A 20,971-nucleotide genomic window follows, 5' to 3' on the forward strand; every position below is an offset into this window, starting at 1 on the left:
CGCTTTTCATTTGACGACAGTCCCTTGGCTATCCATGACAGACCCGGGTGTCTGGAGGGGGCATTTGCTGGCGTGATGGCTGAGTGCTACGCAGCAATTGTTTGTATTTCCTAAAGGAATCATTGAGTTACTGGATGGTCATAGCCACGACTGAACGCTGCCCGGATGAAAATTCGGACGGCCGCAACCCTTGCATACCTCCGACATTCAGGACGTTCCTATGAATCGCGCAGTAACCTTGATCGTGGCCATTTCCAGCGCCGTCTTGTTGGGAGGCTGCGGCCCGCACTGGGATGACGGAGAACGGTACGGCCGCTATCACGATCATGACCATCGACGGGGTTACGACCAAAGAGGGGACGATGATCAGGGATATGATCGTCGAGGCTATGATCGCAGTGATTATGACCGCGATCACCGTCGCTACCGCGATCGTGATGACAACGACGACTGACAGGTTCAAGGCCATTTGAAAGCAGGGGCTAATGGGCAGTTGCCGTGGAACCTGGCCCCTCGCAGAGCTTGTGTCTGAGACTGAACATCAAAAAAAACGCCACTCACTAGAGTGGCGTTTCTTTGTTAGGGTCGCTTGCCACCCGCTTCGCTCAGGGTGATCAAGCGCATCACCATGGATACCTTGCCTGGGCAACAGGCAGCGAATAATTTGCGGCCAGTCTCATCCCTGGTACTAAAGTGAACAAAGTCATTGAAAAAAACCGCTATAAGCTTTAAATGAGAGGCGTAATGTCATATTGCTAGTAGGTAGTAGGTGAGTTTCGGCAGTTTTTGGCGCAGGGAGCCCTGATGAGTATTCGTACATTGACCGACTCCCGCCGGCATTCGAGCCATTGCGGAGTTGCCGCACTTCAACCCATAGGGAACCCGGATACTGTCGGCATGGCTTACGCTGGCGACGACGACACCATCGAACACTTGCTGGACTCAGCGCGGAACTGGGTCCATACCACCGCGTGGGTGTTTTACCGCGCCGGTGAACAGATGCATCGGGTTGGCCAGGGCGATCCGCGGGCACAGTGGCCTTCAAGCGTTGCGAATGACGAGTTTGAAGCCTTTTGCCGCGCCCGCAACGTGCACCGCTGGCCGACCGGCAGGGGCGAAAGTGAGTTGGGTTGGCTGCTTGCGCCAATCGAGGATGCTGCGGCGCCGGCGCTCGCGGGATTTGCCCAGCGCCTGGGCATCCAGCTACAGACCGATACCCTGGCCCGCGCGCAGATCACGCAGCGTGTGCTGTATGAAATCACCTACCTGGCCAGTTCGACCCGTGATCGCTCGGTATTTCTGGTCGGGGTTCACCGCTTGCTGGCCAGCCTGATCGACGCCGAGAACTTCTACCTCGCGCTGTATAACCCGCGCACCGGCAAGATCGACTATCCCTATTACGTCGATATCATTGATCCGGAGGCCCTGGAGGCCGAGAACTACGAATACCTTGACCCAACGCACCTGTCGTTGACCGGCCAGGTATTGACCTCCGGCCAGCCGGTGCTGATCGACGCCGCCGGCATTCTCGCGGCTCAAGCCGAAGGGCGTTTCTACTGCGTGGGCGAGCGTCCCGAGTTCTGGATGGGCGCGCCGTTGAAAAACGCCTCGGATGACGTGTTTGGCATGCTGGCGATGCAGGTCTACGACGTTTCTCGTACCTACAGTGCCGAAGACCGCGCGCTGTTTCTGGTGGTCGCCCGCCACGTGGCCATGGCACTGGACCGGATTCTGCACCGCGAGGACCTCGAAGAAACAGTGATGCGTCGCACCCTGGAGCTTTCGGCACTCAATGACGCCTTGAGGCAGGAAGTGGCAGACCGCGAACGCGCCGAACATCTGCAGAGCGCGCTGTTCCAGATTGCCGAACTGTCGAGCCAGCCGGGCGACATGGCCGAGTTGTTCCAGACCCTGCATGGCATCGTCGGCGATCTGCTATTCGCGCAGAACTTCTACATCGCGCTGTTCGACGACGACACCGGTGAGGTGACGTTTCCCTATTATGTGGATGAGCGGCAGACGACCTGCCCGGCGGCACGCCGAGGGCGCAGGGGCTTGACCGAGTACGTGATCCGTCAGCGCCGGCCTTGCCTGATTGACGCCGGCGAGGCTGAGCGATTGTCGGCCCAGGGTGAAATCGAAGAGGCCCGCGAGTCCGTACGCTCCTACTCCTGGCTGGGCATTCCATTGTTCGAAGAGGACGTGGTGCGTGGCGTGCTGGCGGTGCAGAGCTACACCTCGCAGGTGCGCTATACCCTGCGTCACCAGGAACTGCTGACGTTCGTGTCACGGCACATAGACACTGCGTTGTCGCGACGCACGGCGGCCGAAGCGATCCATGCCGCCAACCTCAAGCTGGAAGCTCGGGTGCAGAGCCGTACCCGCGAACTCGATCACGCCAATGCCAAGTTGCAGCACGAAAACTCCCACGATGCGCTGACCGGGCTACCAAATCGCACCTACCTGCAACAGCGCCTGAATCTGGCCTGGGCGCGGTTCGGCAGTGAAGGCGGGCACCTGGCGGTGATGTTCATCGATCTCGACCGCTTCAAGATGGTCAACGACAGCCTCGGCCACCATTTTGGCGACCTGCTGTTGATGCAGGCGGCCCACCGTTTGCGCGGTTGCCTGCGCGACACCGACATGCTGGCGCGCCTGGGGGGCGACGAATTTTCGGTGCTGGCGCCCGACGCCCCGCTGGAAGTGGTGATCGAAATTGCCGAGCGGATCCTGGTCGCGTTCGACCTGCCGTTTTTCATCAATGGCTATGAGGTTTTCTCGTCCTGCAGTATCGGCATCGTCAGTGCCGACAGTCAGTTCCATCACGAGCCCGCCGACTTGTTGCGCGATGCCGATGCGGCGATGTACCGGGTCAAGAGTGCCGGGCGCGACAGCTTCGCGGTGTTCAACCAGGAAGTGCGCCGTGAAGTCTCGGACCAGGTCGAGCGAGAAGGGGCCTTGCGCAACGCGCTCAAGCGTACTGACGAGCTGCTGCCGTATTTCCAGCCGATCGTCAGCGTCGAGACCGGCGAACTGTTGGCTCTTGAGGCGCTGATCCGCTGGCATCAGCCGGGCGGCCGGGTGATCGCGCCGGGGGAGTTCCTGCCGGATGTCGAGGGCTTGCGCCTGATCGGTCGACTGGACCTGTACATGCTTGCCAGCATTGCCGCAATCCTCGCACAACCTGACCACGCCAATTGGCCACCGGTGCACGTCAATTGTTCGAGCTACAGCATGACGCGTCCCGACTTCGCCAGTGAGGTGCTGGAACTGTTGGCTCAGCACCGGGTCTCGCCGTCGCGAATCTGCCTGGAACTGACCGAAGGGGCGCTCGTCGCCGAGCCGGCGATTGCCCGGCAGACCATGCAGCAACTGGCGGACAACGGCATGTCGGTGGTACTCGATGACTTCGGTGCAGGGTTTTCATCCCTGAGCTATGTGCATCAATACCGGTTCAGCGGCTTGAAAATCGACAAGTCGTTCATCCTCGAATTGACCACCAGCCCGCGCAGTCGCGCGATCGTCCGGGCGATAGTGCGGATGGCCGAGTCGCTGGACCTGAGTGTGGTGGCCGAAGGTGTGGAAGATGAAGCGACGCTGGAGCTGCTGCGGGAAATGGGGGCAGGGCAGGCCCAGGGTTATCATTTTGCCAAGCCGATGGGCTTGAAGGCGCTGCTGGCGAGTTCACTGCTCGGTCCCTTGTAGGCGCTGGCTTGTCAGCGATGGCGTGTGAACCGGATAAACGCGGCGCACTGGAGTCCATCGCCAGCAAGCCGGCTCCTACAGTTTGGCGTTCACATCATTTCGACCAGGACGCGGTCTCCTGTAGGAGCTGGCTTGCCAGCGATGGTCGTTAACGATAACGCGTACAAACTGGATAAACGCGGCGCACTGGAGTCCATCGCCAGCAAGCCGGCTCCTACAGTTTGGCGTTCACATCATTTCGACTCGGACACGGTCCCTTGTAGGAGCCGGCTTGCTGGCGATGGTCGTTAACGATAACGCGTACAAACTGGATAAACGCGGCGCACTGGAGTCCATCGCCAGCAAGCCGGCTCCTACAGTTTGGCGTTCACATCATTTCGACCCGGACGCGGTCCCTCGTAGGAGCTGGCTTGCCAGCGATGGTCGTTAACGATAACGCGTATGAATTGGATAAACGCGGCGCACTTGAGTCCATCGCCAGCAAGCCGGCTCCTACAGTTTGGCGTTCACATCATTTCCACTCGGACGCGGTCCCTTGTAGGAGCTGGCTTGCCAGCGATGGTCGTTAACGATAACGCGTACAAACTGGATAAACGCGGCGCACTGGAGTCCATCGCCAGCAAGCCGGCTCCTACAGTTTGGCGTTCACATCATTTCGACTCGGACACGGTCCCTTGTAGGAGCCGGCTTGCTGGCGATGGTCGTTAACGATAACGCGTACAAACTGGATAAACGCGGCGCACTGGAGTCCATCGCCAGCAAGCCGGCTCCTACAGTTTGGCGTTCACATCATTTCGACCCGGACGCGGTCCCTCGTAGGAGCTGGCTTGCCAGCGATGGTCGTTAACGATAACGCATACAAACTGGATAAACGCGGCGCACTGGAGTCCATCGCCAGCAAGCCGGCTCCTACAGTTTGGCGTTCACATCATTTCGACCCGGACGCGGTCCCTTGTAGGAGCTGGCTTGCCAGCGATGGTCGTTAACGATAACGCGTACAAACTGGATAAACGCGGCGCACTGGAGTTCATCGCCAGCAAGCCGGCTCCTACAGTTTGGTGTTCACATCATTTCGACCAGGACGCGGTCTCCTGTAGGAGCTGGCTTGCCAGCGATGGTCGTTAACGATAACGCGTGTGAATTGGATAAACGCGGCGCACTGGAGTCCATCGCCAGCAAGCCGGCTCCTACAGTTTGGTGTTCACATCATTTCGACCAGGACGCGGTCTCCTGTAGGAGCTGGCTTGCCAGCGATGGTCGTTAACGATAACGCGTGTGAATTGGATAAACGCGGCGCACTGGAGTCCATCGCCAGCAAGCCGGCTCCTACAGTTTGGCGTTCACATCATTTCCACTCGGACGCGGTCCCTTGTAGGAGCTGGCTTGCCAGCGATGGTCGTTAACGATAACGCGTACAAACTGGATAAACGCGGCGCACTGGAGTCCATCGCCAGCAAGCCGGCTCCTACAGTTTGGCGTTCACATCATTTCGACCCGGACGCGGTCCCTTGTAGGAGCTGGCTTGCCAGCGATGGTGGTTAACGATAACGCGTACAAACTGGATAACCGCGGCGCGTTGGAGTCCATCGCCGGCAAGCCGGCTCCTACAGTTTCCCGGGAATGCGTGAAGAACCAAATTTCATGATAGAAGCAAACACGGATGAGTCATTCTTCAAGGGAGCTACACATGGCATCAGGACAATGTCTTTGCGGGGCGGTACGTTTTTGCCTGGCCGTTGAACCACGATTTTTCTATCGCTGCCATTGCAGCCTGTGTCGCAAGCAAACCGGGGTCGGCCATAATCTCGCGACGCTGGTCAATGCCCGCGACTTTCGATGGGAAAGTGGGCAAGAGGCGATCAGCAGTTGGCGCAAATCCAGCGGCTACAGAAATGACTTTTGCGCAAGCTGCGGCTCGACGGTGCCAAATCCGCTTCGAGAAACGCCTTACTTCTGGATTCCGCTCGGGCTGCTCGATGTCGAGTTGCACATGGAATGTGTTGGCGATTTCTGCACCGATGACGCGATGCCGTGGGATGAACACCGTTCGGAAAAAAGTCATTGCGCAGCCCCGGATTCACTGGGGTTTATTCTGCAAGAACTGCGGGTCAATGATTGATTCAGGCGCCTGGTCGGCATAGGGATGAATGGGTAGCCTGGCCCGGAACCGGTTCACCGCTACCCGCTACATGGAGCGCCCAATGTCGCCCATCATCACGTGCCTTTTGGCGCTGCTTGTGTTTGGCCTGACGCTTGAAGTGCCGGCCCAGGCCAACGACTGTCCGGCCGGCGAGAAACCAGTCTGCCTGGACGACTGCATCTGCCTGCCGGACGTGGTGCCCGATGGCATCTACCAGATCGCCGCGCCGGCCCTGGCGCTGTGGCTGGCCCAAGCCCGCGCCGAAGCAGCCAGTGCCGGCATCCAGCCGATTCCAGCGCACATCCGTGAGCAACTGCTGCATTGGTACGACCCCGACGTCCTCGATACCGCGCGCTACAAAATCAGCGACAACGGCCAATTCAGCGCCGCCACTGCCATGCTGCAAAACCCCGATGTCGGTGCCGTGACGCTGATCGACATCATCCTCTTCCGCGACGCTCAAGCCGCAGAGCAGGACATTGCGCTCTGGGCGCACGAACTCAAGCATGTGCAGCAGTATCAGGCGTGGGGAGTGGCGGGATTTGCCCGGCGCTATACACAGGATTTCAATGCCGTGGAGGCGCCGGCCTATGCCGTACAGGCTGAGGTCAGGCGGTCGCTGCGCAAAGAAACGACCCCTTCGCGAGAGTGAACACCCAAGGCTTGCCCCAGCCTGTACTACACCGATCAGCCGTTGGTGCGATCGCTTGCCTTGGCCTTGCTTTGAGCCACAGCGGCTTCAGCCTTCTGTTTCTGCGCAACCTGGAAGGCTTCCATCGAGACTTTGCGGGCCGCCTCCATGCGATTGAAGTTCTTGTCACCACCACCCGTGGCCATGGCCAGGGAAGAAGCGGTCAGAGCGGCGATTACGAAGAGAGTTTTCATGGATTTCATTTGATTATCCTCAAGGGAAAAAGTGAGATTTAGTAAAAGTTAACAGCGAATTCGTGGGCTAAAGCTGAACGGGCTTAGCGTTACCATCCAGCCAGGGCAGCGTTTCTGCTGTCCCAGGTGCGTTGCTCCATACGGCCTTCAGCGTCTTTGTTTTTTGCCCAGGCAGTGAGCAGTACCATCGCGCCAAATCCACCGACGATGAGCACCGGATAGGCGGCCAGCAACTCGACCAGCGAGTACTTCCAGGCCAATGGGCGACCAACACCGAGCATGGCGGCATAGAACCACGACACACCAGAGAGGGCGCCGGAGAACAGCGCGAGCATGCGCAAGTTGAAGGAGAGTTTGAGTATCGAACCGGCTTTTTTCAGCGCCGGCAATACAGCGCTATGCAACAGGAAACCATTAAAGGTCAGCAGTACAACGATGCCGATCTTGGCTTGTAACTTTGGATTGAGGAAATACTCCATTCCCTTGCCGGCATAATCGATGCCGATAATACCAATGCCGGTAATCCAGAGCGCTACAAGTGCAAGCGATACGGTTTTTTGAAGGCTTTCCATGTGCGCGTCATCCTGGTGACCCGACACATCTCCCTTCAGGAGTTGCTTGACCATTGCAATATCACTGGTCAACACCAGCCCGATTGCCACACAGCAGGCGATAAGATGAAAATATACAACGCCCAAACGCATATATTCCACGGTGGACGAAGAGAACATACTAAGTTCCATGGTGACCTCCTGACTTCAATAGTGAATCAACATGGCTCTCGGCACGGCTTGATTGGAGTTTGCCGTTACTGATTGCAATCAGGATCCAGTAATTATTATTAAATAAACTTGCCGCGTTACGCCGGCAAGATAATGGCGATTTTCGCGAATGAGCTTTTAATCATTCGATCATGTCCATTTTCAGGTAACAAAAAACCTCAATCGCACTGAGTGCATCGACGGTTCAACTTCCACTTCTGGGGGGGCGGCGAGGCCCGGAACACTCTCGGCGAGCGGATCAGGCAATGCTGGCGGGGTTGGCAGGGCTTCCACCCCATTCGAGGAAACGGATCTTCTGGACTTCGCCCTGGCTGTCCAGGTAGACCAGGGTCACCGGTACCACGCCGGTCTTGTCGGATGTATCGGTGCGCTGCAAGAGCTGTTTCACATCGATGTCCATTCCGTAGTGGTAATCGACGGCTGAGACATGTGCACCTGGCGCTTGCAGGCCGTTCTGGTCAAAGACACTGGGTGCGAGACTCGAAATCACGGCACTTACTACTGTGGCCATGTTCATTAAGCTGTACCTCTGCTGAAGTTCACTTGACGGGGACCTAATGTGACACGTGATGAAAGTGAAGTTCACTTGACAGCGACGAACGTGCCCACCTGAAAAGCCTGTAGTGGCTGCAAACTCCCGGCAATTCCCCGCGCTTGACGCCTCTTGACCGTTCGTCCTTTAAACCCCGTATTTGCTGGTCAAAGTCGGTTTTTTAAAGAGGTCATGACATGTCATGACGGATTGTCACGCAGGATGAATCAGTGCTTTTAATTGAGTCGGCTTAGTCGGGGTGAACTCGAATTGAGGCGCAAGTGACCGACTGCGAGCGCCCCATAACAGTCGCTGGCGGACCTCAAGAGTCAATCTGGGAAACATAGCAGTCAGCTCTCTGACTGTCCGCAATTGGCTTGCATATTGTATTCATCATGGCGGTAAACCGTACAAATGACGGGCACGATCCTGGCGCAAGGGGATGCTGGCTCAACGTGATCTACACTCCCCGGACCTGTGAGTGGGTGCTTCGCCCCTGTATTGAAGATCTGACCACCAACATGACTTGGCACTATTGAAAAAAATCGGGGGAGGGTTCAGGCATTCAGATTGTTTCGCCGTGGCCATAAACACTCACGAAGCCAGCTTGCTCAAAACTAACGAGGTGGAAATGAACAGGATGTTTAACAGGGGATGGACAATGGCTGCGGCAGTCGTCGTAGTGGGTTCAACGCTTTTCACAGGGTGTGCGAGCAAGACCGATCCGATCACGCAGGCAGACCAAGCCGATGTGGCCAAGGGCGTGCCCGCGCCGAGTCTGGAGCAGACCAAGGCGATCGCCGAGGAAGGCTTTGTCTACGGCTTGCCGTTGGTCATGAACTACGCCGTGATGAATGAGTTCGCGGTGGACTCCAGGTCCAGCCAGTTCAAGGCCCCCTTTAACCAACTGTCCAACGAGCATCGGGTCGCGACGCCCGCTGACACCGCCGTCATTACGCCAAACAGCGACACCCCGTATTCGATACTTTGGGCCGACCTGCGGGCCGAACCTCTGGTGATTACGGTGCCCGCAGTCTCGAAAAAGCGCTACTACTCGGTGCAACTTATCGACGGTAACACCTATAACTACGGCTACATCGGCAGCCGGGCAACTGCCAGCGCACCCGGGAGCTATCTGATTGCAGGCCCCGATTGGAAGGGGGCGACACCCCGCGGCATCGATAAAGTGTTCAACTCCACGACCCCCTTCGCACTGACGTTGATCCGGACCCAGTTGTTCAATCCAGCCGACATGCCGAATGTCGAGAAGGTTCAGGCGGGTTACAAGGTCCAGCCGCTTTCCGCCTTCCTCCATCAACCCGCGCCGCCCGCTGCGCCGAAGATTGATTTCGTACCGGCCACCACGGCTGGTATCAAGGACAATTTCTTCGAGTACCTGTCGGCCGCGTTGGAGTATGTGCCGCCATCGGCTGACGACAAGGCAATCCGGGCGAAGCTGGCCAGCATCGGCGTAGGCCCCGACCGGCGCTTCGAATTCAAAGACCTGTCGCTGGAGCACAAGGCTGTGGTCTTGCTGGGGATGAAGGCTGGCGACGAGAAAGTCGACAGGTTTCTCTCGAGCGGTATGAAAAATATCAACGGCTGGAACGTCGGTGCGTTCTTCGGCGACCAGGCGTTCTACAAGGCCGACTGGTTGATGCGTGCCGGCGCCGCGAAGGGCGGACTGTACGGTAATGACGCCGTCGAGGCGATGTACCCCTATACCCGCACCGACGGCACCGGCAAGACGCTCGATACCAGCAAGCACAACTACACGCTGACCTTCCCCGCTGGAAAGCTGCCACCGGTCAATGCCTTCTGGTCGGTGACCATGTACGACGGCAAAAGCCAACTGCTGATCAAAAACCCGATCAACCGTTACCTGATCAATTCGCCGATGTTGTCGGCCATGAAGAAGAACGCGGATGGTTCGCTGACGCTGTATATCCAGAAGGACTCCCCCGGCAAGGCCAAGGAAGCCAACTGGTTGCCGGCGCCTGACGACACGGTCTATCTGGTGATGCGTCTCTACTGGCCGAAGACCACACCGCCTTCGATTCTTCCTGCTGGCGAAGGCAGCTGGCAGCCACCGGCGCTGGTGGTATCGAAGTAGTGCGACTTTTGCTCAGGATGTGCCCCCCGGGATTGGTAGAGAGGAGCGGGGGGGGAGACTAGGATTTTGTTTGTTTTTATTTTCACATTCGAGTCCTTGGAACGCGGATTGGGTAACTGCGGCAAATCTCCAGCACCGAATTCAAGGCCGGCGAATGGGCGCCGGTACTGCAGGTGTTGCGTTCCGACGATGGATGATCATCAAGGGAGAGATGGTAGGCGTGTAGCCAGTTTAAATCTCAGGAATCCTAGCGCATCTTTGTAAATCTGATGCCATGCATCAGAGGGCTCGCTCACCAATGGATGCCAAAAGAATCTGAACGCATGCCCACCGTCATCTTCAGCATGATGAACCCAGGTATCGGGGAGCTCTTGTGCGACGTGACACTCATGGAATGCCCATGTATGTCCTGTTATACGCGAGCACCACGTTCCCAGATCTCGCACTACCGCACCTTGAATTCCTGCCTCTTCTACCAGCTCTCGTGCAGCGGTCACATCAGTAGACTCACCGGGCTCGACACTCCCTTTGACCAATTGCAGACCGGCCAATGGATGTTCAAAAGCCAGGATTTCTAGCGTTTGACGGCTCCGTAGCACCACCGGGCAAGCTTTATCTATCATCATGGCGCCTTCTCCTTTGGCGGGTAATTTTGTGTGCTGAGCGGGTTGGAAAGCCTAGGTGAAGTCAGCCAGTGAGGCAATCAGACTCACGCGTGGCATCGTCAAGATCTATTAGCAATCCGCATACAAGCAGCGGGTTGACAGTCGCGAGTCCCAGTTTGATCACCGAGAAATTCACGCCCCATATGGCCATGATCGAAATGGCGAGCAAGAGGTGTAGGGTCTTCATGCGGTTCTTCCTTGATGGTTCGTTGAGCCATGCAGCGTGAGAAACCACACCGCCAGGGCCATCGCGCTGATCGAGGCGCCCAGCAGGCTGACGGCTATCCAGCCCCATAGCGCATAAACCTGCGTCGCGGCGGCAGCTCCCACTGCGCTGCCCACCGAGTAAAAGCACATGTAGGCAGCGACCATGCGACTTTGCGCGTCAGGTCGTGCCGCAAAAACCAGGCTCTGATTGGTGACGTGTACGGCTTGCACGGCGAAGTCGAGCAGGATCACTCCGCACACCAGCGCGATCAGTGACGCCTGCGCAAACGCGATGGGCAGCCAGGACAGCGTCAGGATCGCCAGCGAAATGCCGGTCACGCGTTGCCCCAGGCCCTGGTCGGCCCAGCGACCGGCTCTTCTGGCAGCCAGGGCGCCAGCGACGCCTGCCAGGCCGAACATGCCGATGAGCGTGTGTGAAAGCGCCAGCGGCGGGGCGCTCAACGGCAGCACCATGGATGTCCACAGCACGGAAAAAGCGGCAAAGATCAGCAAGGCCAGCAGGCCCCTGATGCGCAAGACCGGCTCGGTCATGAACAGCGTGAAGAGCGACCGGATGAGTGCCGGGTAGGTGTATCGATTGTGTGGGGACACCACAGGCGGCAGCGTTTTCCAGAACACCGCGGCGAGGATCAGCATCAGCCCCGAGGAAACGAAATACACGGCGCGCCAGCCCGCCAGATCGGCGATCAGCCCGGAGGTGAATCGCGCCAGCAGTATGCCCAGGACAATGCCGCTGGTGACGGTTCCCACGGCCTGGCCACGTTGCGACGGTGTTGCCAGCGCGGCGGTGCAGGCCACCAGCACCTGGACCATCACCGCCAGCAAACCCACGACGATCATGGCCCCCAACAGGGTCAGCCATTGTTGTGCGGCGCCAACCCCCGCCAGTGCCACTGCAGACAGCAATGCTTGCGTCAGGATCAGTCCTTTACGGTTCAACAAGTCGCCCAGCGGGACGATGAACAGCAACCCCAGCGCATAACCGACCTGAGTCGCCGTCACCACAACCCCGATCATCGATGAAGCAACACCCAGGCTCCGGGCCATTGAATCGAGCAAGGGTTGAGCGAAGTAAACGTTGGCGACGGCCAGCGCGCTGGCGACAGAAAATAAAAACGTGAGTGCCGGAGAAAGTCCCGGAGCCTGTGTGACAAAAGGATGGATGGCTGAGTCGGTATCTGCTGTCACATGAGCCTCCGTGGCGCTAAACTGGTTTCAATTGAAAACTGGATTCGATTGTTACTGAATCAGGTTTCAAATTGCAACCACATTGTTCAGGATTGAACGACGGACGTGGCAGTCCTAATCCAAAAGGTAATTACGATGGTCGAAGACCCTTCATCGCAAAGCAGCGAATGCCCGGTAGCAAGAACACTGGAGGCCATTGGGGATCGATGGTCGCTGATGATCATCCGCGACGCGTTTGACGACATTCGCCGATTCAGCGAATTTCAGAAAAGCCTGGGGGTGGCCAAGAATATCCTGGCATCGCGCCTGAAAACGCTGGTTGAGGTCGGAGTATTCGACGTCCAACCGGCGTCGGATGGCAGTGCCTACAAGGAGTACGTCCTGACGGACAAAGGCCGGGAGATCTTTCCGGTGGTGGTCAGCATGCGGCAGTGGGGCGAACGTTTCCTGTTCAAGCCGCAAGAGACGCGCTCTGTGTTGCTGGACAATGAGTCCGGCCAGTCCCTGATGCCGATTGAAGTGCGCTCATTGAGTGGTCAAAAACTCGGACCGTCCGATTGCCACAGGGTCAGGGTGGTTGCCGACGAGTCATGAATCGATCGAGTTCAAGGGCAGCCGTCGTCCGGGGTTGATCTCCCCCCGCACCGATACACTGCCCAAACGTTGTGTGCGGTTTTGCACGTCATGAGGTACGCGATTGGAGTGTCGCGCTGCTCAAGCCCTCGGCGGTCGTCAGTCGAGCAGTGCCACCAGCCGTGGTTCGATTGACTGGGCCTGCACTTCAAGCAACGCCAGCGTGACAGGCAACGTGAAGCGTCGACGTCCGGCGCTGCCCGGATTGAGGAACAGCCGCTCACCGCGCCAGTCGATGCCCGGCTTGTGCGAGTGCCCGGTAATCACCAGCTTGATACCGTCATCGAGATTGGCCGCCACATCGGCCATGTCATGCACCAGCAGAACCTTCCAGCCATTGAGGTCCAGGCGCAGACAATCGGGTAACTCGCGCGCCCAGGGCGCGTCCAGGTCATTGTTGCCACGCACGGCATCCACCGGTGCGATAGCGGCCAGTTGCTCAAGGATCTGTGAACTGCCGATATCGCCCGCGTGGATAATGCGATCACAGCCTTGCAGGGCGGCGATGGCTTCGGGGCGGAGCAAGCCGTGGGTGTCTGAGATAACGCCGACTTTCATAAAACAGCCACCTATCGCACCGAACTTTGTTGAACGAATCGCTCAATCAGCCATCTCGCGGCCGGTCCCGGCGGCAGGTCCGTGCGGTAGATGACGTCAAAGGCATAAATGCCGCTCTGGTATTCCGGCAAGTTCAGACGCACCAGCCGACCGGCTTGCAGGTCTTCTTCGACCATCGGCCGGGGCATGTTTCCCCAGCCAATGCCTTCACGCAGCAGCATGTGCTTGGCGCCCAGGTCCGCCAGGCGCCAGGTGCGGTTACTGAGGACGGCGAAGTCCTTGTCCTTGGTCAGAAGCGAGCGGTCGGACAGCACCAGCTGCGTGAACTCTCGCCCGGCGCCAGGAGCATTGTCGTCACTTGAGGCCAGTGGATGATTCGGTGCAGCCACCGGAATCAACTCGACACTGCCGACGCCAATTCTTTCGATCCCGTCGATGCCCTCGTTCATGGGGCCACTGACGCCGACGATCGCCCCACGGTTGATCACCAGGTCGGTGACCGCGCCGAGCGCTTCCATATGCAGGTGCAGGGCAACCGTAGGGAATTCCTCGCGAAAGGATTTCAGTGCATCCACCACGCGCTCGGGGGGAAGCATGACATCGAGCACCACATGAACTTCGGCTTCGAGCCCCTGCAGCAAGCCCTTGACCTTGGCGCGTAGCCCATGAATGCCGTTGGCAATGGTCCTGGCTTCGGCCAACACGGTGCGACCGGCATCGGTGAGTTGGGGTTTGCGGGTGGTCTGGCGGTCGAACAGCGACACGCCAAGCTGCATTTCAAGATTGGCGATCGAGTAGCTGATGACCGAGGTGGCACGGTGCAGTTTTCTCGCGGCCGCCGCAAAACTGCCGACTTCCACGACCGTCAGGAACACGCGCAGTTGGTCCAGTGTCGGTGTACCGGGGTCAGAGATCATGCCGATTTCCTTGAGTCAGATGTCGCTTGGCAAATGGCACGAATGAACTCCTTAACCGGCGATGTGGGTTTGCTTTTCTAATTTATCGAACTTAGTGATCTAAATTAGTCAGCTATTCAGGTTAGCTGACGAAGAGCAACATTTCCTCACCCGGACGGTTCCTGTCGAATCGCACCCAATTGAAGGAAATACCCCATGACGACTTCTGCAAACATCGCTCAAACAAACACCTCTGAACCGAGCCGTTCCGACGTGACCCAAGCCTCGGCCTCGTTGATCGGCCGCGTACTGCTCAGCGCAATCTTCATCCTTTCCGGTTTTTCGAAACTGACCGCTCCGGCGATGATGGTCGGCTACATCGGTTCGGTCGGGCTTCCGCTTCCACAATTGGCACTGGCGCTGGCGATCATTGTAGAGATCGGCGGCGGCCTGGCGTTGATCGCCGGCTATCGCACCCGCACCGTCGCCGCCGTATTGGCAGTGTTCAGTGTGTTCACCGCACTGGCGTTCCATAACGCGCTGGGCGACCAGAATCAGTTCATCCACTTCTTCAAGAACATCGCGATGGCCGGTGGCCTGCTGCAAGTCGTGGCCTTCGGTGCCGGTCGCTTCAGCCTCGATGCCCGCCGTCGTTGATCCCCCGCGCTGCGAAGGTCAGCCCCTCGCGGCGCAATGCATTCTCCTTTTTTGAATAGTCGAGACCTCCATGAAAGCCATACGCGTGTACGAATACGGCAGTCCTGAAGTTTTACGCCTGGAAGATGTTGCAGACCCTGTCGCCGGTGTCGGTGAAGTGCTGATCGATGTCGCCGCGGCAGGGGTGAACCCGATTGACTGGAAAGTCCTGTCGGGTGCCATGAAAGCGTTCATTCCTTTGCCGCTGCCTTTTACCCCGGGTGTGGAAGTGGCCGGCACCGTCGTCGCGTTGGGCAAGGGCGTCACTGAATTCAGCATCGGCGATGAAGTGTTCGGCTTCATCAACATCGTCGGTGGTTATGCAACCAAAGCGATTGCCCAGGTCTCCAAGCTGGCGATCAAACCAAAATCCCTCGGTATCTTGCAGGCCGGCGCTGCGCCCGCAACGGCCCTGACGGCCTGGCAGGCACTGACCGAACACGCTGGCGTGCAACGACGACAGAAAGTGTTGATCCACGCAGCGGCCGGTGGTGTGGGCAGCATGGCCGTGCAGATTGCCAAGTACCTGGGCGCTGAAGTCTACGCAACAGCCTCGGCACAGCATCATGCCTACCTGAAGGAAATCGGTGCCGATTACACCATCGACTACAGGACTCAGGCCTTCGAGGCGCTGGTATCCGGCCTCGACGTGGTACTGGACCTGGTGGGTGGCGAAACGCAAACCCGTTCGTTTGCGGTACTGAAAAAACACGGAGTGCTGGTATCGCCCGTAAGCCTGCCGAACATCTCGCTGGCCAACGACTACGGCGTGACCCCCGCCAACTTTGCCACTCGCTCGGATGGCCGGCAGCTCTCGCTCATCGCCGAACTGTTCGACAAGGGGCACCTCACGGTCGACGTAGAGGCATATCCCTTGAGTGAGGCAAAAGCTGCGATCGAGAAAAGCATGGGCCGTCACTTACGCGGCAGGCTTGTCCTCGATACCACGAAGTAAGTGGTTGCCAGAGTTTGTTCGTAGAGTTGGGCGTCGAAACTGGAGACGCCCATCTGCCGCTGTATTGTGTGACGACCGTTACTCGTGGATCTGATCAACCGCTCGCCTCACCTGATTCAACAGGTGATCGACATCTTCGGCGGTGGTGGCGAACGAGGTGACAAAGCGCACGATGTTCGGCCCCCAGCGATCGTGATAGAAGCCGAAGCCGGCCTTTAATAGTGCTTCGATCATTGTCGGGGCCAGCCGACAGAACAGGATGTTCGCCTCGGTGCCGCCCAGCACTTCAACGCCGCCCAGGCCGCCAAGCCCTTGCGCCAGGCGTTGGGCGGCAGCGTTGGCCTTGCGGGCGTTGCGCAGCCAGAGATCGTCGGTCAGGTACGCATCGATCTGCGCGGAAAGAAAGCGCATCTTCGAGAAGAGATGGCCCGCACGCTTGCGCCGGTAATTCAATTCGGTGGCGAGCGAGGTGTTGAACAGGACGATGGCTTCCGCCGCCAGCGCGCCGTTCTTCGTGGCACCAAACGACAGGGCATCGACGCCGGCCTTCCACGTCATCTCGGCAGGGGAGCAACCAAGCGACACCAGGGCGTTGGCAAACCGGGACCCATCCATATGGAACCCAAGGGAGGATGACTGGCAGACTTCACCAATGGCTGCAATCTCGTCCAGGGTGTAGAGGCTGCCGACCTCCGTGGCCTGAGTGATGCTGACGCAGGCGGGTTGAGTCGTGTGCACGTCGCCGACTTTGTCGCGAGTCCGCTCGCGCAGGCGGACGATATCCAGCTTGGCTGCCGGGCCGTCGACGGTCATCAGCTTCGCACCGTTGGAAAAGAACTCCGGCGCGCCGCACTCATCGTTGTTGATATGACTGGCCGGATGGCAGTAGATGTTGCCCCAGGGTGGCGTCATCGCGCTCAGGCACAGGGCGTTGGCGGCGGTGCCGGTGGGCACGAGCAACACCTCCACGTCACGCTCGAAGATCTCGCAGAATTTGCGCCGGACCTGCGCCGTCAATTCGTCGCTGCCATAGGGGCCCGCCTGGCCCGTGCTGTGCTTCACGATGGCTTGCGCCACCTCTGGCGATGCGCCGGCGATGTTGTCACTTGAAAAACCCAGCGCGGGCACTCTGTTTGTTTCACCGTTCATCATCCAAATCTCGCCTGTGCGGGCGAAGGTGTTTCGCCCGGATTGACGCATCCTATGGAGAAGGATGGTTAAGGCGCTTGTAAAAAATTGACGGTCGTCCGATGGCCGACGCCCTATGTCCTGTAGCGCGAGGGCGCGACGCCAAATGCCTGGCGAAAGGCGCGATTGAAATGGCTTTGATCGTAAAAGCCAACGGCCTGGGCGACATCGATGATCGGTTGGCCGCTGCGTGACAGCAGGCCACAGGCCCGTTCGAGACGCAGGCGCAGCAGCCACGCGTGCGGCGTCATGCCGACGGTGCGCTTGAACTGCTTGAGAAACGCAAAGCGGCCCAGCCCACACAGCCCGGCGAGATCATCGAGGGTGATTCGTTCATCGATATGGCTGAAACAATAGTCCCTGACGCGAGACCATTGCAGGGGGGATAGCGTGCCGGTAATCGTCTCGGGCTTGATCGCCCGTGACTGGCTCAACAGGTGTTCAACGAGGGTGAGCCATTGCGTCTGCAGCGCGAGGTTGCCGGGGCCGACAGCCTGCTGCATCGCTTCGTGCAACCCGTGCAGGTGGCCGACAAGCCCCGCGTTTTCGAGCAGCACACCGGCCAACTCAAGCTCGCTCGGTTGGCCGCTGATCTCTTCGGTCATGCTCGCAACCAGCGCCTGGGACAGACGGAATGTCTTGAGCGTATAGACACTACCGCCCTCGGGCACACCATCGTGGATTTCACCCGGCGGCATCAGTGCAATACTTCCCGGCCCCAAAAGAAACGACTCGCCTTTGGATCGATGACGCTGGATGCCTTCGGTGACAAAGCCGATGTGGAAATCGAGGTGGTAATGGCGATCGAAACCGTTGTCTACAAAGCGTGCGGACCCGAGCACCAGGCCTGGTACTTCGGACACGTGATGGTATTTGGCATGCTCAGTCATGGGGCTCGTTCAACAATCGGCGAGGAGGGCGAGACACGCAAGGTTCAGGCTCACAAGAGTCAGGGGTCGATGCGTTGCCGGCAATGGGCGCGATTACTGATACACCGTCGGTGCGTCCAGCGCATTCATTTTCTGGATCACCAAAGCGATGAACGCCGATACCGCAAGCGGTAGCTGCCGACGGCTCGGGTACAGCACGTTCAGGCCGTAGCCCTTGGGTTGGTATTGTGCCAGTACTGGGACCAGCAGGCCGGCCTCTACTTCAAGCCTGGCCATCACCGGCGGCAGCAGCGCGATGCCGAGGCCCGCCACGGCAGCCTTGCGCAATGCCTGGGCGGTATTGCCGCTGAAGCGCCCGGCCACTTGTATTTCTTCCTCACCGTTCGGACCGACCAGACGCCAGGTGGCGTGGCTGCCGGGATGCGCAGATATCACGCAGTCGTGGTTCACCAGGTCCTGCAGCGTGCGTGGTGAGCCACGCGCCGCAAGGTAGGCAGGACTGGCGACCATCCCGACGCTGCGCGGATCAAGGATCTGCCGGCCGACAAAACCGGAGTCACGCAAGGCGCCGCCGCGAAAGGCGACATCGATCTGCTCTGCGATCAAGTCTGCTTTTGCATCGCTGAGCACGAAGTCGAGCCGTACGCGCGGATGTGCGGCGAGAAATTCGCTCACCCAGTCCATCTGGAAGAAATCGAAGAAGTCTGCCGGTGCCGCCACGCGCACCAGACCACTGGGCTCGTGACTGCCCGTGATCAATTCCTGTCCGGCTTCGAGCAGACCATCGACTGCGCCTGCACAACGCTCATGGAAATCCTCGCCAGCGCTGGTGAGCGTGAGCTTGCGGGTGGAGCGTTGCAGAAGCCGCGTACCCAGATGCATTTCGAGTTGCTGGATGCGGCGACTCACGGTATTGGCTGGCATGCCCAGCCGTCGTGCCGCCTCGGCAAAGCTGCCGCAGCGTACCACCTGGACAAACATGGCGATGTCATTGAGGTCGAGCATGCCGGTCATTCCTGACGTGAGTGGACGAGTGCAATCCAATTGTACCGGCTAATAAAGTAATCGGCCTCGCTCTATTGTTCTAGGCATCGAGCCCAGAGGCTTCCCACTTCGAGTGATCATGATGAACCTTCAGCCACGACCTCACATCGCCATTGACCCAGGTCCTGCACGCGAACCCGAAACTCATCGCGCAATCAGCTACCGCACCACAGGCAGCGGGCATGGCGCGATTGTCCGGTTGATGAGCCCTGGCGATCTCGGCCACCTGGTCAAACCCTTCGTGTTCCTTGATCTGTTTGAAGGCGAGAGCTCATTCATCAACGGCATGCCACTGCACCCGCACTCGGGGATCGCCACCGTCACGGTCATTACCGAAGGCAATCTGCGCTTCGAGGACGCTGATTCAGGCAAGGGGATGATTGACTACGGCGGTGTCGAGTGGATGCGCGCGGGAGGCGGGGTCTGGCACGGCAAGGAAATGTCGGTCGGTACATCGAAACGGATTCAGGGTTTTCAACTGTGGGTTGCATTGCCGCCAGCGTTGGAAAACGCCAGTGTCGACAGCCAATACCTGGAGTCAAGCGCGATGCCTGAAGTGGGGCCGGCGCGGTTGATCCTCGGCACCTACCTGGGCGTCCAGAGTCCGGTCCGCGCTCCCGTCGGCATGAACTACCTGCTAGTCACGCTGCGAGCCGGGGAGTCCTGGACCTATGTGCCGCCCAATGGGCACGAGTCGTTGTGGTTGAGTGTCAGTCGGGGCGCTTTGTCCGCACCAGGGTTGATCAACGCGGGAGAGATGGCCATCTTCGAACGCGGCAACGATGCCGTTACGCTCACCGCGCCGCAAAAAGATACAGTCTTCGTGATCGGTTCAGCGCAACCTCATCCTTACGATCTCGCGCTGGGCAACTACTCGGTGCATACCAACCCGCAAGCCTTACGGGCAGGTGAGACGAAGATTGCCGAGATGGGTGCCCGGTTGCGTGAGTACCTGAAAAAGCCCAACGCGTCAGCCAGCGTGCCGGTTTTCAAATAATCCGAGCCGAAAAAATTACTTCAGGGTAATGGTCCACGTGATAAAGCCGGCAATGCCGGTGGTGCAGGTCAGCGCTATCAGGAAAAGGGCATCGGTGAGCTTTTCCAGCAAGGGGTTGCGGTTGATTTTCTGGGTGCGCAACGTCCAGTAGGAAAGCAGGGTGGTGATCAGGTACAAAATGGCGTTGATCGCAAGAAAGTCATCACCCAGCGAGTTTTCACTTCTCAGCGTGGTGATGACCTGGAATATCCCGATCACCGTGATGCAGACGCCCACCATGGCGGCGGAGGCGGTGAAGACATGAACGCAGATATCTTCATCGAGGCTGACAGGCGATTTGTTCTCGCTCATCGGGTGTCACCCCTTCAAGGGTCAAGACAGACATCTGCATCCATTACCCTGGCTGCCACTAGCTTTGTGGCACTACCCGCGCTTCGTTGCCGGAACCTTCGACATAAACGTTCATGCCTTTTTTCAACGCGGGGTTGATCGGCTGGGTCACCTGGACCAGTACGCCGCTGTGGGTGCGGACGATGATCTGCTGGGCGTCCATGGGCTGATCATATTTTTTCTTTTCGACGTAGTTGCCGCCTACCCCGCCAGCGAGGGCTCCCGCGACCATTGCCACATCCCGGCCCGTACCCTGGCCGATCAGGCTTCCCAGGGCTAAACCGCCGATACCACCCAATATGGCCCCGACGCCGCTATCGTGATTGGTCTGCATCTGGGTCTGGGTAATCTGCTCGATCTTACCCGAGCGAATCTCCGTCTCGCCTGCGCCTCCACTCACGGAGTCGACCGCGGAACAGGCACCAAGCACTAGACCAAGCAGCGTAATCGTCAGCCAGGAAACAATAGTTTTCATCGTCGAACTCC

The 20,971-nt window shown here is 58.6% G+C and carries 22 protein-coding genes; 9 read left to right on the forward strand and 13 right to left on the reverse strand.

What is annotated here, in order from left to right; translation table 11 throughout:
- The first annotated feature begins 220 nt into the window (after positions 1-220).
- The 4 genes from QMK54_RS15510 (at position 221) to QMK54_RS15525 (ending at position 6,497) form a co-directional block, all read left to right on the forward strand.
- Positions 221-454 carry a hypothetical protein gene (locus QMK54_RS15510; RefSeq protein WP_110662179.1) on the forward strand — a complete coding sequence of 78 codons (234 nt, stop codon included), beginning with the start codon at positions 221-223 and terminating at the stop codon, positions 452-454.
- 350 nt (positions 455-804) lie between these two features.
- Positions 805-3,705, forward strand: coding sequence for an EAL domain-containing protein (locus QMK54_RS15515; RefSeq protein WP_320402871.1), 2,901 nt, complete (start codon positions 805-807; stop codon positions 3,703-3,705).
- A 1,687-nt stretch (positions 3,706-5,392) separates the two neighbouring features.
- A complete protein-coding gene (locus tag QMK54_RS15520; RefSeq protein WP_110657746.1) occupies positions 5,393-5,824 on the forward strand; it encodes a GFA family protein in 432 nt (143 codons plus the stop codon).
- Between the two features lie 82 nt (positions 5,825-5,906).
- Entirely contained in the window at positions 5,907-6,497 is a 591-nt protein-coding gene (locus tag QMK54_RS15525; protein ID WP_320402872.1) for a DUF4157 domain-containing protein, read from the forward strand.
- Positions 6,498-6,532: 35 nt separating this feature from the next.
- On the opposite strand, the gene QMK54_RS15530 is transcribed toward QMK54_RS15525, so the two are convergent.
- From QMK54_RS15530 to QMK54_RS15540, 3 genes are all read right to left on the reverse strand, one after another.
- Positions 6,533-6,739: a co-regulatory protein PtrA N-terminal domain-containing protein gene (locus tag QMK54_RS15530; protein WP_320402873.1), complete on the reverse strand. Its 207-nt coding sequence runs from the start codon at positions 6,737-6,739 to the stop codon at positions 6,533-6,535.
- A gap of 80 nt (positions 6,740-6,819) precedes the next feature.
- Positions 6,820-7,473, reverse strand: a complete 654-nt coding sequence (locus QMK54_RS15535) for a hypothetical protein (protein ID WP_320402874.1) — start codon at positions 7,471-7,473, stop codon at positions 6,820-6,822.
- Between the two features lie 277 nt (positions 7,474-7,750).
- The gene (locus QMK54_RS15540) at positions 7,751-8,029 is read right to left on the reverse strand and encodes a DUF2790 domain-containing protein (protein WP_320402875.1); all 279 of its coding nucleotides are present in this window, start codon (positions 8,027-8,029) and stop codon (positions 7,751-7,753) included.
- 676 nt (positions 8,030-8,705) lie between these two features.
- Between QMK54_RS15540 and QMK54_RS15545 the strand changes: the two genes are divergently transcribed.
- Positions 8,706-10,157 carry a DUF1254 domain-containing protein gene (locus tag QMK54_RS15545; protein WP_320402876.1) on the forward strand — a complete coding sequence of 484 codons (1,452 nt, stop codon included), beginning with the start codon at positions 8,706-8,708 and terminating at the stop codon, positions 10,155-10,157.
- Between the two features lie 200 nt (positions 10,158-10,357).
- On the opposite strand, the gene QMK54_RS15550 is transcribed toward QMK54_RS15545, so the two are convergent.
- The 3 genes from QMK54_RS15550 to QMK54_RS15560 form a co-directional block, all read right to left on the reverse strand.
- Positions 10,358-10,783, reverse strand: a complete 426-nt coding sequence (locus QMK54_RS15550) for an NUDIX hydrolase (protein WP_320402877.1) — start codon at positions 10,781-10,783, stop codon at positions 10,358-10,360.
- Positions 10,784-10,844: 61 nt separating this feature from the next.
- Complete coding sequence (locus QMK54_RS15555) at positions 10,845-11,009, reverse strand: hypothetical protein (RefSeq protein ID WP_320402961.1); 165 nt, start codon at positions 11,007-11,009, stop codon at positions 10,845-10,847.
- Positions 11,006-12,238: an MFS transporter gene (locus QMK54_RS15560; RefSeq protein ID WP_320402878.1), complete on the reverse strand. Its 1,233-nt coding sequence runs from the start codon at positions 12,236-12,238 to the stop codon at positions 11,006-11,008. Before QMK54_RS15560 ends, QMK54_RS15555 begins: the two co-directional genes overlap by 4 nt.
- A 135-nt stretch (positions 12,239-12,373) precedes the next feature.
- Here QMK54_RS15560 and QMK54_RS15565 point away from each other — a divergent pair, with 135 nt between their 5' ends.
- On the forward strand, positions 12,374-12,832 hold the full coding sequence (locus QMK54_RS15565) for a winged helix-turn-helix transcriptional regulator (RefSeq protein ID WP_110657631.1): 459 nt from the start codon (positions 12,374-12,376) through the stop codon (positions 12,830-12,832).
- A gap of 138 nt (positions 12,833-12,970) precedes the next feature.
- Here the strand turns inward: QMK54_RS15565 and QMK54_RS15570 are convergent, their stop codons facing one another.
- Both QMK54_RS15570 and QMK54_RS15575 read right to left on the reverse strand, forming a co-directional pair.
- Positions 12,971-13,429 carry a metallophosphoesterase family protein gene (locus QMK54_RS15570; RefSeq protein WP_110657633.1) on the reverse strand — a complete coding sequence of 153 codons (459 nt, stop codon included), beginning with the start codon at positions 13,427-13,429 and terminating at the stop codon, positions 12,971-12,973.
- Positions 13,430-13,440: 11 nt separating this feature from the next.
- Positions 13,441-14,346 carry a LysR family transcriptional regulator gene (locus tag QMK54_RS15575; protein WP_320402879.1) on the reverse strand — a complete coding sequence of 302 codons (906 nt, stop codon included), beginning with the start codon at positions 14,344-14,346 and terminating at the stop codon, positions 13,441-13,443.
- Positions 14,347-14,541: 195 nt separating this feature from the next.
- On the opposite strand from QMK54_RS15575, the gene QMK54_RS15580 reads away from it, so the two are divergent.
- Positions 14,542-14,982 carry a DoxX family protein gene (locus QMK54_RS15580; RefSeq protein ID WP_320402880.1) on the forward strand — a complete coding sequence of 147 codons (441 nt, stop codon included), beginning with the start codon at positions 14,542-14,544 and terminating at the stop codon, positions 14,980-14,982.
- A gap of 70 nt (positions 14,983-15,052) precedes the next feature.
- A complete protein-coding gene (locus QMK54_RS15585; RefSeq protein WP_110657639.1) occupies positions 15,053-15,976 on the forward strand; it encodes an NADP-dependent oxidoreductase in 924 nt (307 codons plus the stop codon).
- Between the two features lie 78 nt (positions 15,977-16,054).
- Here QMK54_RS15585 and QMK54_RS15590 read toward each other — a convergent pair whose 3' ends face one another.
- From QMK54_RS15590 to QMK54_RS15600, 3 genes are all read right to left on the reverse strand, one after another.
- Positions 16,055-17,128, reverse strand: coding sequence for a low specificity L-threonine aldolase (locus QMK54_RS15590; protein WP_320402881.1), 1,074 nt, complete (start codon positions 17,126-17,128; stop codon positions 16,055-16,057).
- A gap of 110 nt (positions 17,129-17,238) precedes the next feature.
- Positions 17,239-18,054 (reverse strand): AraC family transcriptional regulator, encoded by an 816-nt coding sequence (locus tag QMK54_RS15595; RefSeq protein ID WP_223588597.1) that lies wholly within the window; start codon positions 18,052-18,054, stop codon positions 17,239-17,241.
- Between the two features lie 93 nt (positions 18,055-18,147).
- Positions 18,148-19,059: a LysR family transcriptional regulator gene (locus QMK54_RS15600; RefSeq protein ID WP_320402882.1), complete on the reverse strand. Its 912-nt coding sequence runs from the start codon at positions 19,057-19,059 to the stop codon at positions 18,148-18,150.
- A 121-nt stretch (positions 19,060-19,180) separates the two neighbouring features.
- Here QMK54_RS15600 and QMK54_RS15605 point away from each other — a divergent pair, with 121 nt between their 5' ends.
- On the forward strand, positions 19,181-20,095 hold the full coding sequence (locus QMK54_RS15605; RefSeq protein WP_320402916.1) for a pirin family protein: 915 nt from the start codon (positions 19,181-19,183) through the stop codon (positions 20,093-20,095).
- Positions 20,096-20,110: 15 nt separating this feature from the next.
- On the opposite strand, the gene QMK54_RS15610 is transcribed toward QMK54_RS15605, so the two are convergent.
- Together QMK54_RS15610 and QMK54_RS15615 are read right to left on the reverse strand one after the other, a co-directional pair.
- Positions 20,111-20,446 carry a hypothetical protein gene (locus QMK54_RS15610; protein WP_110657645.1) on the reverse strand — a complete coding sequence of 112 codons (336 nt, stop codon included), beginning with the start codon at positions 20,444-20,446 and terminating at the stop codon, positions 20,111-20,113.
- 58 nt (positions 20,447-20,504) lie between these two features.
- Positions 20,505-20,960 carry a glycine zipper 2TM domain-containing protein gene (locus QMK54_RS15615; protein ID WP_110657647.1) on the reverse strand — a complete coding sequence of 152 codons (456 nt, stop codon included), beginning with the start codon at positions 20,958-20,960 and terminating at the stop codon, positions 20,505-20,507.
- Between the last annotated feature and the right edge of the window lie 11 nt (positions 20,961-20,971).

The organism is Pseudomonas sp. P5_109, from assembly GCF_034009455.1.
In the GTDB taxonomy this organism is placed as follows: Bacteria; Pseudomonadota; Gammaproteobacteria; order Pseudomonadales; family Pseudomonadaceae; genus Aquipseudomonas.

What these genes read in the sequence shown, in the direction of transcription:
- QMK54_RS15590 (WP_320402881.1), bottom strand. Translation starts at nt 17,128, where the DNA reads ATGATGAACGGTGAAACAAACAGAGTGCCCGCGCTGGGTTTTTCAAGT.
- QMK54_RS15585 (WP_110657639.1), top strand. Translation starts at nt 15,053, where the DNA reads ATGAAAGCCATACGCGTGTACGAATACGGCAGTCCTGAAGTTTTACGC.
- QMK54_RS15610 (WP_110657645.1), bottom strand. Translation starts at nt 20,446, where the DNA reads ATGAGCGAGAACAAATCGCCTGTCAGCCTCGATGAAGATATCTGCGTT.
- QMK54_RS15580 (WP_320402880.1), top strand. Translation starts at nt 14,542, where the DNA reads ATGACGACTTCTGCAAACATCGCTCAAACAAACACCTCTGAACCGAGC.
- QMK54_RS15605 (WP_320402916.1), top strand. Translation starts at nt 19,181, where the DNA reads ATGAACCTTCAGCCACGACCTCACATCGCCATTGACCCAGGTCCTGCA.
- QMK54_RS15510 (WP_110662179.1), top strand. Translation starts at nt 221, where the DNA reads ATGAATCGCGCAGTAACCTTGATCGTGGCCATTTCCAGCGCCGTCTTG.
- QMK54_RS15570 (WP_110657633.1), bottom strand. Translation starts at nt 13,429, where the DNA reads ATGAAAGTCGGCGTTATCTCAGACACCCACGGCTTGCTCCGCCCCGAA.
- QMK54_RS15615 (WP_110657647.1), bottom strand. Translation starts at nt 20,960, where the DNA reads ATGAAAACTATTGTTTCCTGGCTGACGATTACGCTGCTTGGTCTAGTG.
- QMK54_RS15515 (WP_320402871.1), top strand. Translation starts at nt 805, where the DNA reads ATGAGTATTCGTACATTGACCGACTCCCGCCGGCATTCGAGCCATTGC.
- QMK54_RS15565 (WP_110657631.1), top strand. Translation starts at nt 12,374, where the DNA reads ATGGTCGAAGACCCTTCATCGCAAAGCAGCGAATGCCCGGTAGCAAGA.
- QMK54_RS15575 (WP_320402879.1), bottom strand. Translation starts at nt 14,346, where the DNA reads ATGATCTCTGACCCCGGTACACCGACACTGGACCAACTGCGCGTGTTC.
- QMK54_RS15555 (WP_320402961.1), bottom strand. Translation starts at nt 11,009, where the DNA reads ATGAAGACCCTACACCTCTTGCTCGCCATTTCGATCATGGCCATATGG.
- QMK54_RS15530 (WP_320402873.1), bottom strand. Translation starts at nt 6,739, where the DNA reads ATGAAATCCATGAAAACTCTCTTCGTAATCGCCGCTCTGACCGCTTCT.
- QMK54_RS15535 (WP_320402874.1), bottom strand. Translation starts at nt 7,473, where the DNA reads ATGGAACTTAGTATGTTCTCTTCGTCCACCGTGGAATATATGCGTTTG.
- QMK54_RS15540 (WP_320402875.1), bottom strand. Translation starts at nt 8,029, where the DNA reads ATGAACATGGCCACAGTAGTAAGTGCCGTGATTTCGAGTCTCGCACCC.
- QMK54_RS15600 (WP_320402882.1), bottom strand. Translation starts at nt 19,059, where the DNA reads ATGCTCGACCTCAATGACATCGCCATGTTTGTCCAGGTGGTACGCTGC.
- QMK54_RS15550 (WP_320402877.1), bottom strand. Translation starts at nt 10,783, where the DNA reads ATGATGATAGATAAAGCTTGCCCGGTGGTGCTACGGAGCCGTCAAACG.
- QMK54_RS15595 (WP_223588597.1), bottom strand. Translation starts at nt 18,054, where the DNA reads ATGACTGAGCATGCCAAATACCATCACGTGTCCGAAGTACCAGGCCTG.
- QMK54_RS15545 (WP_320402876.1), top strand. Translation starts at nt 8,706, where the DNA reads ATGGCTGCGGCAGTCGTCGTAGTGGGTTCAACGCTTTTCACAGGGTGT.
- QMK54_RS15520 (WP_110657746.1), top strand. Translation starts at nt 5,393, where the DNA reads ATGGCATCAGGACAATGTCTTTGCGGGGCGGTACGTTTTTGCCTGGCC.
- QMK54_RS15525 (WP_320402872.1), top strand. Translation starts at nt 5,907, where the DNA reads ATGTCGCCCATCATCACGTGCCTTTTGGCGCTGCTTGTGTTTGGCCTG.